General features: G+C 39.2%; 14 protein-coding genes. 11 read left to right on the forward strand and 3 right to left on the reverse strand.

What is annotated here, in order from left to right; translation table 11 throughout:
- Positions 1 to 28: 28 nt before the first annotated feature.
- From QWY93_RS07160 to QWY93_RS07210, 11 genes are all read left to right on the forward strand, one after another.
- Positions 29 to 1204: a thiolase family protein gene (locus tag QWY93_RS07160; RefSeq protein WP_290247491.1), complete on the forward strand. Its 1176-nt coding sequence runs from the start codon at positions 29 to 31 to the stop codon at positions 1202 to 1204.
- Between the two features lie 188 nt (positions 1205 to 1392).
- Positions 1393 to 1728 (forward strand): four helix bundle protein, encoded by a 336-nt coding sequence (locus QWY93_RS07165; protein ID WP_290248834.1) that lies wholly within the window; start codon positions 1393 to 1395, stop codon positions 1726 to 1728.
- Positions 1729 to 1770: 42 nt separating this feature from the next.
- Positions 1771 to 3573, forward strand: a complete 1803-nt coding sequence (locus QWY93_RS07170; protein WP_290247492.1) for an acyl-CoA dehydrogenase FadE — start codon at positions 1771 to 1773, stop codon at positions 3571 to 3573.
- Positions 3574 to 3629: 56 nt separating this feature from the next.
- Entirely contained in the window at positions 3630 to 4268 is a 639-nt protein-coding gene (locus QWY93_RS07175; RefSeq protein WP_290247493.1) for a class I SAM-dependent methyltransferase, read from the forward strand.
- A gap of 135 nt (positions 4269 to 4403) precedes the next feature.
- Positions 4404 to 5825: a DUF5689 domain-containing protein gene (locus tag QWY93_RS07180; RefSeq protein WP_290247494.1), complete on the forward strand. Its 1422-nt coding sequence runs from the start codon at positions 4404 to 4406 to the stop codon at positions 5823 to 5825.
- A 192-nt stretch (positions 5826 to 6017) separates the two neighbouring features.
- Positions 6018 to 6836 (forward strand): cyclase family protein, encoded by an 819-nt coding sequence (locus tag QWY93_RS07185; RefSeq protein ID WP_290247496.1) that lies wholly within the window; start codon positions 6018 to 6020, stop codon positions 6834 to 6836.
- 179 nt (positions 6837 to 7015) lie between these two features.
- On the forward strand, positions 7016 to 7522 hold the full coding sequence (locus QWY93_RS07190; RefSeq protein WP_290247497.1) for a hypothetical protein: 507 nt from the start codon (positions 7016 to 7018) through the stop codon (positions 7520 to 7522).
- A 95-nt stretch (positions 7523 to 7617) separates the two neighbouring features.
- Complete coding sequence (locus QWY93_RS07195) at positions 7618 to 8112, forward strand: hypothetical protein (RefSeq protein ID WP_290247498.1); 495 nt, start codon at positions 7618 to 7620, stop codon at positions 8110 to 8112.
- Positions 8113 to 8194: 82 nt separating this feature from the next.
- The gene (locus QWY93_RS07200) at positions 8195 to 8950 is read left to right on the forward strand and encodes a DUF1835 domain-containing protein (protein WP_290247499.1); all 756 of its coding nucleotides are present in this window, start codon (positions 8195 to 8197) and stop codon (positions 8948 to 8950) included.
- Between the two features lie 271 nt (positions 8951 to 9221).
- Positions 9222 to 9533, forward strand: a complete 312-nt coding sequence (locus QWY93_RS07205; protein ID WP_290247500.1) for a hypothetical protein — start codon at positions 9222 to 9224, stop codon at positions 9531 to 9533.
- A 2-nt stretch (positions 9534 to 9535) separates the two neighbouring features.
- Entirely contained in the window at positions 9536 to 9931 is a 396-nt protein-coding gene (locus QWY93_RS07210) for a PH domain-containing protein (protein ID WP_290247502.1), read from the forward strand.
- Positions 9932 to 10064: 133 nt separating this feature from the next.
- Here the strand turns inward: QWY93_RS07210 and QWY93_RS07215 are convergent, their stop codons facing one another.
- The 3 genes from QWY93_RS07215 to nrfA form a co-directional block, all read right to left on the reverse strand.
- Positions 10065 to 11267 carry an NAD(P)/FAD-dependent oxidoreductase gene (locus tag QWY93_RS07215; protein WP_290247504.1) on the reverse strand — a complete coding sequence of 401 codons (1203 nt, stop codon included), beginning with the start codon at positions 11265 to 11267 and terminating at the stop codon, positions 10065 to 10067.
- A 96-nt stretch (positions 11268 to 11363) separates the two neighbouring features.
- Complete coding sequence (locus QWY93_RS07220; RefSeq protein ID WP_290247505.1) at positions 11364 to 14477, reverse strand: cytochrome c biogenesis protein CcsA; 3114 nt, start codon at positions 14475 to 14477, stop codon at positions 11364 to 11366.
- Between the two features lie 71 nt (positions 14478 to 14548).
- Positions 14549 to 16042 (reverse strand): ammonia-forming cytochrome c nitrite reductase, encoded by a 1494-nt coding sequence (gene nrfA / locus QWY93_RS07225; RefSeq protein WP_290247506.1) that lies wholly within the window; start codon positions 16040 to 16042, stop codon positions 14549 to 14551.
- Positions 16043 to 16044: the final 2 nt, after the last annotated feature.

Genomic DNA, 16044 nt, shown 5'->3' on the forward strand with positions numbered 1-16044 from the left:
AAAATATGACATTTAAAACGATAATGTAATGGAAGCATACATAGTAAATGGATATAGATCTGCAGTGGGAAAGGCAAAAAAAGGTGGGTTTCGGTTTTATCGGCCGGATGATTTGGCTGTTGATGTAATCAAACACCTTATTGCCCAAACACCGGGATTGGAAGCAAGTAGGGTCGATGACCTGATTGTGGGTAATGCGGTGCCTGAGGCAGAGCAGGGCATGCAAATGGGCAGGATGATTTCCCTTATGGCCTTGGGTAAAGTGGTGCCCGGCTTTATCATCAATAGGTATTGTGGTTCAGGCTTGGAAGCCATTGCTTTGGCAACGGCAAAAATCAAATCCGGCATGGCCAATTGTATTATTGCTGGGGGAACGGAATCCATGTCCCTGGTACCTATGACCGGGTACAAAACAGCATTGAACTGGACCATTGCCAGAGAACATCCGGATTATTACCTCAGCATGGGAATAACTGCCGAGGAACTGGCCAAGGATTATGATATTAGCCGGGAAGATTCGGATCAATTTGCTGTGAGATCACATGAAAGGGCATTGGATGCGATCAAATCCGGGAAATTTAAAAATGAAATTGTTCCCGTTCAGGTGGAAGAAACATTTGTAGATGAATCCGGAAAGAAAAATTCCAGGAATTTTACCGTGGACACCGATGAAGGCCCCAGACCTGGAACCAATATGGATGTGCTTTCTAATTTAAAGCCTGCCTTTAAACAAGGAGGCCAAGTAACAGCAGGAAATTCCTCCCAAACCTCTGATGGAGCTGCCTTTACCTTGGTGATGTCTGAAAGTATGGTCAAAGAGTTGAACTTGGAGCCGGTGGCAAAACTGGTCAGTTATTCCGTAGCAGGAGTAGATCCCAGGATAATGGGTATTGGTCCTAAAGAAGCTGTGCCCAAAGCGCTAAAACAAGCAGGAATGACTTTTAATGATATCAGTTTGGTGGAATTAAATGAAGCTTTTGCCGCGCAAGCTTTAGCGGTTATCAGGTCTTTGGACATGGATCCCGAAAAGGTAAATGTTAATGGTGGAGCTGTAGCACTCGGACACCCTCTGGGTTGTACCGGAGCCAAATTGACCGTCCAAATTATCAATGAACTTCGAAGAAGAAAACAAAAGTATGGTATGGTAACCGCCTGCGTTGGCGGGGGCCAAGGAGTTGCCGGGGTGATTGAGTTACTAAAGTAGATTTTAGTGTCTAGTAGTGAAAATTGGGTTTGAGCCTACTTACCGAATAGCGATTCCAAATTAGGTGTCTCACTAATTAAGCAGTTCTTTAGTTAGACAAAGCATTGAAAAACTAAAGGAGATAGGAGATTTTAGAAATAACCCATAACCACTTCTAACCTATAAATACTTTTAAAACGCAATATTATATAGATCTAAAAGTTTGGAAAAGGTCAATTTTTCTTGCTAAAGATATTTATGTTTTGACAGCAAATTTTCCAAATGAAGAAAGGTTTGGCCTAACTTCCCAATTGGGGAGAGCTTCTGTTTCAATTGCAGAAGGAGCAGAAAGAAGATCCGTAAAAGACTTAAAGAGGTTTCTTGATATTTCTTATAGATCCCTATGTGAACTTGAAAACCAACTGTGTCTTTCAAATTTGTCAAAATTAATAGGAAAGGAAAAGTTCCAATCTTTAGAAATAGAAATCAATGAAATTCAGAAAATGAGTTATGCTTTAATGAATTCAATCAAGACGGAAAAGTAGTATTCTCAATACTCACATCTCACTACTAAATGCTAATTCAATATGGAAACCACTAAAAAACAAACCATCAATGGCGGGGAATTCCTAATCAGGGAAACCCAGGCGAAAGATATATTTATTCCTGCAGAATTTTCAGAGGAACAGCGCATGATGGCGCAGGCTTGCCAGGATTTTATTGATACGGAGATTTTGGCCAATATCGAGAAAATCGATAGCATGAAGGACCCTAATCTTGTTCCTACGATTCTCAAAAAAGCCGGGGAATTGGGATTATTGGGCATTTCTGTTCCGGAAGAATACCAAGGCTTGGGCATGAGTTTCAATACCTCCATGCTGATCGCTGATATCATGGGGGCAGCAGGGTCCTTTTCTACCACTTTTGGTGCTCAGACTGGAATCGGGACTTTGCCCATTTTATTCTATGGGACTGAGGAGCAGAAACAAAAATACCTGCCCAAATTGGCTACCGGGGAATGGGCGACCTGCTATTGTCTGACCGAACCCGATGCAGGATCGGATGCCAATAGCGGTAAAACCAAAGCCACCCTCAGTGAGGATGGAAAGAATTACTTGCTAAATGGTCAGAAAATGTGGATTTCCAACGGTGGATTCGCAGACCTATTTATAGTCTTTGCCAAAATAGATGATGATAAAAACCTGACCGCATTTATTGTGGAAAAGGATTTTGGTGGGATCACCATGAATGAGGAGGAAAAGAAAATGGGTATCAAGGGCTCTTCCACCCGTCAGGTATTTTTTAATGATTGCAAGGTGCCGGAGGAAAATATGCTTTCCGAAAGGGAAAATGGGTTTAAAATAGCCGTTAACATTCTCAATATTGGACGCGCAAAATTGGGAGCCGGGGTGTTGGGAGGATGTAGGAGAGTAATTGACCTATCCATCAATTATGCAGCTGAAAGAAAACAATTTGGGGTGTCCATCAATACTTTTGGGGCCATTAAAGCAAAATTGGCAGAAATGGCCATCAAAACCTATGTCAGTGAATCCCTAAGCTATCGCTTGGGCCAAAATATTGAGGATAGAATTGATGCCCTCATTGAAGAAGGATTGGAGGTCAACAAAGCCAAACTCAAAGGGGTGGAACAGTTTGCCATTGAATGTGCCATTTCCAAAATTCATGGTTCTGAGGTATTGGATTATGTGGTGGATGAGGGGGTACAGGTTTATGGTGGAATGGGATATTCTGCTGAAGCACCTATGGAAAGAGCCTATCGTGATGCCAGGATTGCCAGGATTTATGAAGGAACCAATGAGATCAACCGCATGCTGATGGTGGGCATGGTATTGAAAAGAGCTTTGAAAGGGGATATTGATTTGATGGGCCCGGCCAAGGCTGTCTCTGAGGAATTGACTTCTGTGCCATCCTTTGATACTCCGGACGCATCGGTATTGTTTGCACCGGAAAAAGAAGAGTTGAAAAAACTCAAAAAGGTATTTTTGATGATAGGAGGTAAAGCTGCCAAAGACTTGGGTGAAAAGATTGAGGACGAGCAGGAAATTATGATGAACCTGGCCGATATCATGATTGAGGTTTATGCGGTGGAATCTGCTTTGCTCCGCACCGAAAAAAGAGTTAGCATCAAAGGGGAAGATGCTTGTAAACATCAAATTTCTATGGTAAGGGTTTATTTATCAGAAGCCATCGATAAAATTCAATCGGCAGGTAAGGAGGCCATTGCAGCTTTTACCTCCGGAGATGAACAAAAAATGATGCTGATGGGCTTGAAACGCTTTACCAAGATGGATCCTGTAAATACTAAAGTTCTCAGAAGGGATATAGCCAACGATATGATAGCAAAAGGTAAATATCCTTATTTTGATTAATTCTTTTATGATGTAAATTGGAATAAATATTTTTAGATCAATAAACTCTTTTAGTATTGAAAGCATTTGACAGGAAAAAGCACTGGGAGCATATTTATGAAACCAAAGGTCCGGAAGAAGTAAGTTGGTTTCAAGCCAAACCAAAAATTTCTTTGGACCTTATTAAAGAACTTGATTTGCCTGAGACAGCCCAAATTATTGATGTTGGAGGAGGGGATAGTTTGTTGGTGGATCATTTGTTGGAAATTGGATATAGGGATATTTCGGTCCTTGATATTTCGGAAATGGCCATCCACAAAACAGAGAAACGGCTGGGGCATAGAGCTGGATTGGTCAAATGGATTGTCAATGATGTAATACAGTTAAATACTTCGGATAAATATGATTTATGGCATGACCGGGCCACCTTTCATTTTTTTACCCAAGAGGATGAAATTAAAAAGTACATTGAAATAGCTTATAAAAGTTTGAAGGATAATGGCGTGCTTATTCTTGGGACTTTTTCTGATCAGGGCCCCAAAAAATGCAGTGGCATTGATATCCACCAATATTCAGAAAAACAGATGACAGATCTGCTGGAAAATTATTTTAAGAAAATAAAATGTTTCAGGGTAGATCACCCAACCCCCAAAGGTGAAATTCAGGATTTTCTTTTTTGTGTATTCCGGAAAATTCCACAAAAAAAAATAGATTGACTTTAATCGGACATTTCAGAATATCCATTTGTCCAAAAATGGACAGTGTTGATAAAAAATCCCACTAATAGTTCAAATTTGGCCTTTAAATAATTGGCACGGGTTTTATCAGGTTAATTTATTGCCTTATGACCAATGAAAACCCAAATTTTATTACTCTTTTTCCTCATATTATTAATATCAGGATGTGTTGATACGGAGGAAAAGGTGGATAATCCCACCAAAGTTAGCCAAGTGAATTTTGAGCTGGAATCTCAATCTTTATCTATGAAAGGAACTCCAATGGAAGTTAAGTTGGAGTTGGATAAACCGCTTTCCGGAGAAGAATTATTGCATATTCGGATCACAGGAAATGCCATATATGGACACCATTTTAATACCCAACCCGAAGCCCATCAAAATCTGATTCCCATCTCAATTTTACCCGGGACAAACAAGGTATTATTTACCCTGATTCCACTTCTCCCGGATGAAGAGGAGAAGATAATTTTTTTTACCATGGAGGATCCTTCAGGAAATCTAGCGCTGGGAAATAAAAAAAATTGCCAGGTAAGATTGGTTCCGCTAGTAATTAATCCTCCAGAAGAAACACCTGCCGTAATTTCTTTTGAAATTGAAAAAATAATCCTGGCGGAAAATCAGCAAACGGGAGTTAAAGTTCACTTGTCCATTGAAGGAAATGTTTACCAAAGTCGCTGGATAACATTGTCCATGATTGTTCCGGTTGGGAAAACATATGGAACAGATTTTTATACCAATCCCGGACCCGTTTTAGGGGAATTGGGATTATCAGTCAATCCGGGGGAAGAAAGAATTTCATTTACCATTTTTCCGGTTAATGACAGGGAAGTAAAAGGGGATTTTAGTATTCAATTTGAACTCCATTATCTTTCTGAAGGGCTTGAATTGGGAGAACCCAGGAGGGTAGAAATTGAAATATTAGAAGATGATATCATTCAACCCGAATTGATTCATTCCATTAAAAGTGTAAGGGAAAGATTCGAGGAATTTGAGGGAGACTGGTATTTCCCCGAGGATTATTATATCCAGGGTATAGTTACCTCTGCAAGCAATGTGGCCAATGATAAAACAATCTATCTGCAAGATGAATCAGGAGGGATAATGTTGCAATTTGTTTTACCAAAAATGGTTGCTTATGGGGACAAAGTCATGTTTAACTTGAAAAATGGCAGTGGAAAAATCGTTAATGAACAAAAAGCCATCACCGATATAGCGGACATAGTTGGGATTATACTTGGCAGAAACAGGTTCCTTGCACCTGAAATTGTCACCCTTGAGGATTTGGTGAATGGTAGTTTTCAAGGAAAAAAGGTCCAAATAGAAAATGTATCATTCCCTGCAGCCAATGGGATAGTAAAATGGGAAGGTACCCATTTGCTTAAAAATGAATCCCAAAATCAAACAGCAGTGGTCGCCACTTATGCTCATGCAAGTTTTGGACAACAAGTTTTGCCTGCAGGAAAATTAACTTTAACGGGAATCGTAGGAGATAGGAATTATATTTTGGTCCAGCATGAAGGAGATGTAATTCGGTAGGATTAATTGAAAGGGGTAAAAGCTAATTCAAACTTTTACCTTATTTTGTTTTAAAAGATTCTTACTTTTTGAAATTATCCCTTGAAGGAAAGCCTTATAATAGTTAAATTAAATGAGGGTATTTGGGAAAATAAATTTTTAATTATCCCAAATACCCTTACTCCCAATTCTTTTACTAAAATCCTAATCATAATGAAATACCTTCTTAGTAGTTTAATCCTGTTAATTGTAAGTTTTTTTTCTTGCAGCCCTAAGCAAGAAAAAGTGGAAAAAGTTGAAATGGAAATTGATTTCCCAATGGGAAAACTCATTGATCTTACTTATGAATTTTCCGAGGAGACGGTTTATTGGGTTACCTCAAAGGAATTTGAATTGGAAGAAGTAGCCAAGGGTCAGACTGAAAAGGGATATTTTTATTCGGCTTATAATTTTTCGGGAGCCGAGCATGGAGGAACCCATATCGATGCCCCTATCCATTTCGCAGAAAATGGCCAATCCGTAGATGAAATACCTTTGGAAAATCTTATGGGGAAAGCCATTAAAATCGATGTTTCCGAAAAAGCAAGCCAGAACCCTGACTATCAGGTCAGCCAATTTGATTTGGAATTTTGGGAAGCTGAACATGATCAAATTCCAGATGGAAGTATCATTCTTTTACAAACCGGATTTGGCAAAAAGTATCCTGATAAAATGGAATACCTGGGCACTGATCAAAGGGGACCAGAAGCGGTAAAAGACCTTCATTTTCCCGGTTTGGCACCGGACGCAGCCAAATGGCTGGTGGAAGAAAGAAATATTCATGCCATTGGCATTGATACACCAAGTATTGATTATGGGCAATCCCAAAACTTTGGAACCCATGTGGCCCTGATGACAGCCAATATACCGGCCTTTGAAAACGTGGCCAATCTTGAAAAATTACCAGCAAAGGACTTCCATATTATTGCACTGCCCATGAAGATCAAGGGAGGAAGTGGCGGACCCTTGCGGATAGTGGCCATTGTGGAATAAGTGATATTAAACTGTCATATATTTCCTCATGGCAGTTTGAAAATTAGGGAAGGTTAAGAAAGCCTCAATAAACTAAAGGAAATTGAATAGGTAAGGTGGTTTGTGGGACCAATAATCACGGATTAGGAAATAACCCAAGACCCATAAATCCATACTCACGACCTCTGTAAACTTTGGTAATGGTCTTAAAAATTATATTGAGTTTTATTGGAGTAATAATATTGGATAATACTTCTTTTGCCCAATCGGAATGTGCCTGTTGTACTCCATCCCACCGTCAATTTGATTTTTGGATCGGGGAATGGCTGGTATATGATACCCTGGGAAATAGGATTGGAAGAAGTAGCATTAAATTATTGGAGGATCATTGTCTGGTTAGCGAACACTGGAAAGGGGATAGTGGTGTAACAGGCAGAAGTTTTAATTATTTTAATGTAATGGATTCCACCTGGAACCAGATTTGGATAGACAACCAAGGGAATCATTTGGTTTTGAAAGGGAAAGGGCGAGAAGGAGAAATGGTGTTGTATGGCCAAGGCCCTTTAAATAATTCAGGCCCATCCCAAAAGCATCGAATAACCTGGACAGCCCTATCAAATGGAAAAGTTAGTCAAATCTGGGAAATTTTAGATGAGAATGGAAATGTTAAAAAGATGATTTTTAAAGGATTGTACCAAGGAAAATGACCCGTTTAAAGCAATTTATAGGTAAACACTTACAAACCTCAAAAGTCTTGTACCTGTTTTTATTAACCAATTTGGTTTATTTTTCAATGTTGTGGATGTCTATTCCTAAGGTGAACCGCTATGCTGATGGAATGAAAATCCTTGATATGATGCCGATGGGTTATAGTGAAATTTATGTTTGGAAACTAATGACTGTATTAGGTGAGGCCGGCAGGGATGCATATTTATATGATCAGATACCACTTGATCTTGTTTACCCCTTATTATTTGGGATATCTTATTGTTTGTTATTGGCCTATATATTAAAGAAAATTAACCTTTATAAATCAGGGGCTTTTTATCTGAGTTTATTGGCACCACTTGCAGGATTGGCAGATTACCTGGAAAACCTGGGGATTATTAATTTATTAATTAATTACCCTGATTTAACTTCTGCCGCCATAGCTTGGACTCAGTTTTTTACTTTGGCGAAAAGCATTTTGAGTTCCATTTATTTTATAGTTCTAATTATTGCCCTGGTAATTTGGATGCTGCGTATGATAAGAAAAAAAGGTTTTTCCAGATCAAAAATTTCCAATCCCAATTCATAAAAAAATTGATACATCATTTTAGATAAAACGGTTTCCTATGTAAATTAAGAGGGACCCTTAGAGGATATAAATTATTAGGAAAATGGAAAATGTATTTCATATTTTGAATGGGGATAACCTTCAGGACAAATTCCCCAAAAACCTTTTGGGCAATCAAATAGTTATCCGTGAATGTTTGGTAGATGGGGATGTTTCAGGAGAAACTTCCACAGAATTTTATGCCAACAGGGCCCATTTTATCAGTACCGCTTATGAAGAAATGGAGGAATCCGAATATTTTGAAAAGGTTGTTCCTGAACTGGAAAAGCTAAGGGAAATTCCGAAAAAGGCAGAGGTAAACCTGTGGTTTGAGGATGATTTATTTTGTCAGGTTAACTGTTGGTATGTCCTGGATTTATTAAAGGAAAATGGGCACCAAGGAGATTTGTATTTAGTAAGGCCACATACTGAGCTGATAGAAGGATTTGGGAAGTTGGATGAAAATGACTTAACCAGCATATTCAAATTCAGAAAAAAAATCAGCTCGAATGAGTTTGAAAAATGGGCCGCTTTTTGGGAGCTCTATAGGAAAGATGAAGAAGACCGGATGCTTCTGGAAGCCATAGAGCTAGAATCCTCCTTTCCATTTTTATTACCCGTGGTGGAAGCCCATCTTGCCAGGAAAGCCGTTGGCCATGATCCTGGAAGACCTGAACTGGTCCTAATGGATATTATGGACGAGCTGCAAACCCATGAATTTGAACCCGTATTTAAAGAATTTTCCAAAAGGGAAAGTATTTATGGTTTTGGGGATCTGCAAGTAAAAAGGATACTGGATAAGCTGATCATAAAGGGCTAGGGATTCACCAATCAACCTGCGCGGACAAGTTATCACCAAATAACTTGTCAGATTCCTTTTGACTTTTGATGTTGATTAAAAAAGCACGGTAAGGGTTATAACTAATTAAGCCATTATTACGCTAAAATAAAATTAGCTTAGTTTTTTAATAATTTTTAAGTAATCATATTGAAAAATGTTTTGAAATTATCATTTTGTAGAAGTAAACATTTTTATTAGCATGTTTTTTCAATAATAATTTTATTCTGTAACATAAACTCAAAATTCCATTATGAAAAGAATTAAAAAATTAGGGGTATTGCAGATTGCAAAGGTGGCTGCCATCATTTATTTTTTGGTAACGGCCGTATTTATGATTCCTATATCCCTTTTTTCAACTTTAACAGATGCAGGACCATTTGGTAGTTTGCCTTTTGGAGGTGGATTTATGTTCATCTTTATGCCTTTTGTTTATGGAATATTTTCGTTTGTGTTTACAGCAGTTGGATGTTTTGTGTATAACTTGGTATCCAGTTGGATTGGAGGGATAGAGATAGAAATAGGGGAAGACCCTAATGCAAATATAATTCGTCAAACCGAATAAAAATGCTTTCAAAAATTATGGGACTATTATCTGGAATCATTGGAAATGCCGGTATTGTTGACCGGGAAAAACTGGTAGAAAAATATAATAAGCTATTATTGGTAGATGAAAGGATAGAGATTGGCTTTAAATTGGTAAGGGACACTTTCATTTTTACCAACAAACGGTTGATTTTGGTAGATAAACAGGGTATGACCGGAAAGAAAACGGAATATCTTTCAATAGCATACAAGGCCATTTCCCGATTCAGTGTGGAAACCGGGGGAACCTTTGATTTGGATGCTGAACTGAAAATCTGGATTTCAAGTGAAAAGGAACCAAGCATTTCCAAAAAATTTAGCAAAGCAGTAGATGTATATGAGGTTCAGAAAATATTGACAAAAAATGTAATGGGGTAATCAAATGTATGTTTTTAATAGGATCCTTTAGGATACCCCAATGAAATATCGCCTGCAGTAACGAAATATTATTTTTTATTCTCAGTAATTCTAAGCCTCCCCTTTTTGGGGAGGCTTAGAAAAAAATATACCATCAAGGCAATTGTGAATAGCCATGCCTTGTTTTCCATAAAAAATATTTTTCAAAAAGAATTTTACCGAAATCATAGAAAATATTAGGAACCATAATGGCAAAATTCCGGGGTTTAAAAAGTTTATCGGTAAGGATCAACACTTCCTTCTTACCTGCATCCATGATACAGATGCCTGGTATTTTGCCCCAAGGTTTTTTCTTCAGGACTTTTTTTCCTTGTTGAACCCTGATAATATTCTCAGCTACAATTTTTCCTGTTTCATCTGAAGGATAACCGGTTTTTGGTCCGGAGAAAGGCACTTTTCCTGGTTGGAAGGGTAATTTAACATCCACTGCAATTCCTGCAGCCCAAACATTGGGCAATGAAACATGTCTATAATCATCTGTAACGGGGATATAGCCATTGGCATTGGCTTGTAAACCTGGGGAGTTTTGCACAAAATCTACCCCTACAAAAGGAGGCATCAGCATGGTAAAGCTGCTAGGTAATTCCTCACCGGTGGTCAGGATTACTTTGTCTTTTTGAACTTCTTGCACCCCAACTTCAGTCCTAAAATGAATATGAAACATTTTCATAAAGGATTTCAGCATAGTTTCGCCCCCGGCTATTCCATCGATACCGAAATGGCCCAAAAAGGTTTCTGGGGTGATCCAGTAAAGATCAACTTTTTTGCGAATATTCTGTTCCCTTAGCCATTTCTCGATGTTGAAAAGGAACTCGTAAGCGGCACCCATGCAACCTGCATTTTGAGTGGCTCCCACTACAATAGGGCCTGGGTTCTTTTTAAATTCCTCCAGTGCTTTTCTAATTTTCATAGCCCCAATTGGGGTTCCCACATAATGTGCATGCTCAGCCACCCCTGGGGCCACGTCATATTTAACTTTTGGCCCGGTCGCTATGACCAAATCATCGTAATGTACATCACCTTTTGTAGAATGGACAATTTGGGCATCAGGGTCTACCTTTATGGCCTCAGCTTCGATAAATTCCACACCTTTTTTCTTAAGAATGGTATCTTTTCTAAAAGAAATATCCTTGATTTCCCTTCGGCCAAAGGGTACCCAAATCAATGAAGGAATAAAGATGAACAAAGGAGATTTATCAATTACAATGACCCTTTGTTCGTCTTTTCCTTTTCTTTTGAGTTCAAGTGCGGCGGTCATTCCTGCAAAATTTCCGCCGATAATTACAGAAGTTTTCATGGCTTTTGGTCTTGATGGTATGTAATAAAAGTACCTACCAAAGCTTTATTTATCTGTAATATTTATTACATAAAGAATAGAAAAAATTATTGAACATTATACTTTCAAATAAGCCTTGGTTTCCTTTGAAAGTCCATTATATCGAATTCCAGCGGCAATAGAGATGATCAGGAGAATAGCTACGGTCCAATAAACCCAGGTGGGAACGGGAACAGGATCACCTTTGGCATAAGAATGGAGACCAGATAGGTAATAATTGACTCCAAAGGAGGTCATGATAATGGAAGAAAAAGCCCATAAGCTAGCAAGGTGGTAGACCATAAAATTTTTTAGTCCTGGGACAAGGCGCAGGTGTAAAACACAGGCATAAACCATGATGGATATCAAGGCCCAGGTTTCTTTTGGATCCCAGGCCCAATAGCGGCCCCAACTTTCATTGGCCCACACCCCGCCTAAAAAGGTTCCAATAGTTAGTAGAAAAAGCCCGATAGTAATGGACAACTCATTGACAATCGCTAATTCCAATAAACTATTCCACCAGTTTTTTCCGGAGCTATTGGGTCTAAAAATAATTAATAAAAGAGCCAACAAAGCCATTACGGCAGCAAGGGCCAATGGAGCATAACTGCTGACAATGATAGCCACATGGATTTTCAACCAATATGAATGAAGCACTGGCATTAGATTGGTGATTTCCGGGTTAAGCCATTCCAAAAAGGCTACAAAGAGTAAGGTGCCGGAAAATAACAAACCAAATGGAAGGGTAAACCTGGATTTTTTGGAAAAAATTAACCCAAAAATCAATGCTCCCCATCCAACAAAAACCAACATTTCAAAACCATCACTCCTGGGTGGGTGCCGGGCAATGTACCACCTGAGCCCCAAGTGGAAGGTGAAGGCTAACATCCCCAACCCGCTAAGTACCAGCCCGATTTTCCAAAGTACTTTGGATAGATTAGCATCATGAAAGGTTTTCCAAAGGGCGATTCCAAGCATTAGAATTCCAAGTACCCAAAAATATCCAAAAAGACGGCTGCCTAAATTTAATTTGGTATATAATAATTCTGCTTTAATCCGGTTATCCGATGGATATACTTCCTTACCGGCCTTTCGCTGGAAAAGATCGATATAATCCAGGGATTCTTCCGCTTTGGTCCATTTTCCCGTTTCAAGACCCTTTTGTAATCCCTGAAGGTAGATATTGGAAATATGTTTGACAAATTGCGCATCCTCCTCATCAAAACCCTGTTGGTAATTTTGCTTGGTGTACCAGGTATTGTTTTCATCCAATCGATTGGGAAAAAGCTTTAGAAAATCCCCAGTTAGCAAACCATAAAAAATATTGAATCGCTCATCAACTTCGAGAAGTTCATTGTCCCCTTCATTCCGTTCAGCCGGTTTAAGTAAATTGGCACGTTCTACCATTTGCTGTAACTTGTATTGCCCTTCTGGCCCCAGAAAATCCATAAAACTTATGGCAGGTTGGGGATCTATCCCCAATTCCTTGAAAATGTTGTAACCTTTTTCTTTATCAATCTTAATAATGGACATTTTGCTAAGCATTTCTGGGTACATCTGTACCGCCAGTAAAAACTGCTCAGGGCTTAAATGGATCCCATGTTCCTTCAATTGTACCTGGGAGCTTCCTGCTAATTTTCTAACAATTTCATGAGCCAGGGTATTTAGCGGTTTCATACGACCATCCAGGTCCTGGACGATGAGTTTTCCATATTCAGCTGCTTGCTTTTCCGGAATCACCCATTCAGGAAATTTTTTTTCTGCATGTAAGGGGATTGCAGAGCAAAAAAGGAACATTGGCAAAAGATATTTTGACTTTTTTATCTTCTTAAGTTGGGAATTAAGGTGTTGAAACCGGCTGTTTAATGTGAAAAGGCTAAAAAACATACCCAGAACCAGCAAAAAGTATCCAATATAAGTTAGCGTACTTCCTAAATAGTCCTGGTTGATGGAAAGTACGGTTCCTTTTTCATCTGTATCATAAGATGTCTGGTAAAACCTGTAGCCACGATAATCCAGGACATTGTTCATATAAATTCTAAAATCAAGGTTTTTTTGCCCATCTTTTACCACTACTTCACTGGCGTAGCTTGAAGGACTTTGGCTTCCGGGATACCTTTCCATCTGGAAATCTTTTAAATAAACCGAGAAGGGTAAAGTATGGGCTTTGGGACCATAGGTGATTTGATAGGTTTTGCCCTGATAATTGAATGTTTTCCAATCAGGGTCAAGTTTGACCAAAGGGAAATAGATTTGGTCAATGATTTTATTTTTATCGGCCAATATTTCAATTTTTACCGCATCAGGCAGATTTTCAGCAATTTTTGGATCTTTTTCTTCAACATACACCAGTTTGCTTTCTTCATTAATGGATTTTAACATAAAAGCCCCATCTTCCCACTGGTACAGGGTTCTCAATTGCAATGGTTTTTTCTCCCCAGCATGCAAAACCCCGATTTCTTGTGTACTCATTTGCATTATTTGAAGGTGAAGGTCACTGCTGATCATCCAGGTGCCGTCCCGCTTATACACCTTGATGGGGCTAGGTCCCTCTTTTTCGGTACCCAGGCTAATGTTTTTCATTGAAAGGGTCTTTCCCCTTGATAAAGTGATATCCTGTCGGCCTTCACCCAAGGTTAGGGCCAGGTCGAGGTAATCTTTATCTCCATTTTCAAATGCCATTTGGGCATTTGGAATATATTCTTTGATTCTGACATTAAAAGGTTGGTCGAATGGAATTGACACATTTTGAGGTTGAAAAGTGTGGGCTGTTAGCTTTAAAGGCATTTCAAATACCCGATGGCCATCCTTACCGATTTCTTTTATCTGCAAAAAGTGATCATTGGAATAATAGGTTTGCTCGGCTTTCCCTTCCCGTATATGGATGGTACCTGAATGGCTGAAATATCTGGTAATACCTGCCGCTATAATTATCAGTACAAAAGCAATGTGAAATAAACCTATGGGCCATTTTTGTCTGGTGAATAAGCGGTATTTTTTGATATTGGCCAAAAAATTAATAGCCAATAAAACCATGACCATTTCAAACCACCAGGATTCATAAACGGTATGCCAGGCAGTTGCAGTACCATAATCGTTTTCAATAAAAGTGGCAATTGCCATTGCTCCGGCAAATAGGATCAAAAGGAGAAGCATTAATTTACTGGAGACCAGCAACCGGAATATCTTCATATTAAATAAATTTCTACTTTAATTGGTTTTGAAAAGCCCGATGGGCTTTGTGCCTTGGGATGAATTTTGGATCATTCAGTGGATACCATTTCTACGGAATAACCTTCTTCCCGCTGTTTTCCTTCTTTTAGCCATTGGGGAACAACTTCCTCAAGAAACTCTTCCTTAGCAGCATTTTCTTTTTCTATATCTAATCCGATATAAGCTTGCAAAGCCTCAGTATCTTCAAAATCTGGCATTTCTACAGGCTTGTTGTGACCCAGGTCCGCCAGTAGCCTAGCCAATTTGATACGGGTTTCCTCGATGATGGAAGTTGCTGAAGTGACAATACTGCTAGTAGGAAGTGGGGCATGAAATGCAGCTCCATGTGAAGCTACAGCATAATCCCATCTCCATTGGGCATGACGGATACCTTGCTGGATTTCATCCATTTGTTCTTGTTTGGCCCCCAATTCCCAGGCTTTACCAGCTTCAATATGAGCTTTGGCGATGAGTCTCATTAATTTTTGGGATCCTTCTTTTATTAGACGTTGCCTTTCATAAACGTCCGTTATTAAATCTTCCTTCTTTTCTCTATGACATACAAAACAGGAATTTTCAACATTGCTAAGGGGGGATCCAATATGGTGGTCTGTAAATTTTTGCCCTCCTTCTGTTTTATAAGGCATATGGCAGTCAGCACAGGATACCCCTCTTTTTGCATGGACCCCTAAAGAATATAATTCATAGTCAGGGTGCTGGGCCTTTAGCATAGGGGTTTTACTGATTGGGTGAACCCAATCTGCAAATTCCAGTTTATCATAATAGGCTTCAACAGATTGCGCATCCATTCCATCTTTCCACGGAAAGGTGAGGTATTGGGCACCTTTTTTCTCTGGGTTATCTTTAACAAAATAATATTCCACATGGCACTGTGCACATACCAAACTCCGCATTTCCTGGTGGCTTGCGGCATTTATGTCCTTACCCATTGCCTCAAAAGCTTCTATCAAGGCAGGTCTTGTAATGGTTAAGTTCAAGGTTTCCGGATTATGGCAATCTGCACAACCAATGGGGTTAATAATTTCGGACCCAAAATCAGACCATTTCTTGCTATAAAATTCTGTTACCCCAATTTCTTTCATCAATCTGGGCACATCTGGACTTTTACAGGTCCAACAAGTACTTGGCATAGGACCTTCCCCAGGCTCCATTGGAGCGCCGGTTCGAAGGATATTTCTGATATCATTTACAGCATGGGCATGTCCTTTAGGTTGGTTGTATTCTTTGCTGAATCCATACCCTGCCCATAAGATCACTAGTTCTGGATCTTCCTCAAGGACCGCTATGTGACCACTGGTATTGTACATACTGTGGAAGGAAGTATCCTGGGTTTTCATGTAAGATTGGTATTGTCTTGGAAAATTAAGCCCCCAAATGGAATCTCGCGGTTCGATACCATTGATATCCACTTTAGGTTCATAGGCAAACCTGGCCTCGGTTCTGCGATCCATAATGGAATAAGCAAGCATGGCCAATAAAAAAACTAACACGGCAGTAATGATAAAAAGAATCCAGTTTTTCATAA

It is taken from the genome of Echinicola jeungdonensis (assembly GCF_030409905.1).
Classification (GTDB): domain Bacteria; phylum Bacteroidota; class Bacteroidia; order Cytophagales; family Cyclobacteriaceae; genus Echinicola; species Echinicola jeungdonensis.

Bases quoted from the DNA above. Each gene is read 5' to 3' on its own strand.
- QWY93_RS07185 (WP_290247496.1), top strand. From the start codon at position 6,018: ATGAAATACCTTCTTAGTAGTTTAATCCTGTTAATTGTAAGTTTTTTT.
- QWY93_RS07170 (WP_290247492.1), top strand. From the start codon at position 1,771: ATGGAAACCACTAAAAAACAAACCATCAATGGCGGGGAATTCCTAATC.
- QWY93_RS07195 (WP_290247498.1), top strand. From the start codon at position 7,618: ATGTCTATTCCTAAGGTGAACCGCTATGCTGATGGAATGAAAATCCTT.
- QWY93_RS07215 (WP_290247504.1), bottom strand. From the start codon at position 11,267: ATGAAAACTTCTGTAATTATCGGCGGAAATTTTGCAGGAATGACCGCC.
- QWY93_RS07200 (WP_290247499.1), top strand. From the start codon at position 8,195: ATGGAAAATGTATTTCATATTTTGAATGGGGATAACCTTCAGGACAAA.
- QWY93_RS07220 (WP_290247505.1), bottom strand. From the start codon at position 14,477: ATGAAGATATTCCGGTTGCTGGTCTCCAGTAAATTAATGCTTCTCCTT.
- QWY93_RS07180 (WP_290247494.1), top strand. From the start codon at position 4,404: ATGAAAACCCAAATTTTATTACTCTTTTTCCTCATATTATTAATATCA.
- QWY93_RS07190 (WP_290247497.1), top strand. From the start codon at position 7,016: ATGGTCTTAAAAATTATATTGAGTTTTATTGGAGTAATAATATTGGAT.
- QWY93_RS07160 (WP_290247491.1), top strand. From the start codon at position 29: ATGGAAGCATACATAGTAAATGGATATAGATCTGCAGTGGGAAAGGCA.
- QWY93_RS07205 (WP_290247500.1), top strand. From the start codon at position 9,222: ATGAAAAGAATTAAAAAATTAGGGGTATTGCAGATTGCAAAGGTGGCT.
- QWY93_RS07210 (WP_290247502.1), top strand. From the start codon at position 9,536: ATGCTTTCAAAAATTATGGGACTATTATCTGGAATCATTGGAAATGCC.
- nrfA (WP_290247506.1), bottom strand. From the start codon at position 16,042: ATGAAAAACTGGATTCTTTTTATCATTACTGCCGTGTTAGTTTTTTTA.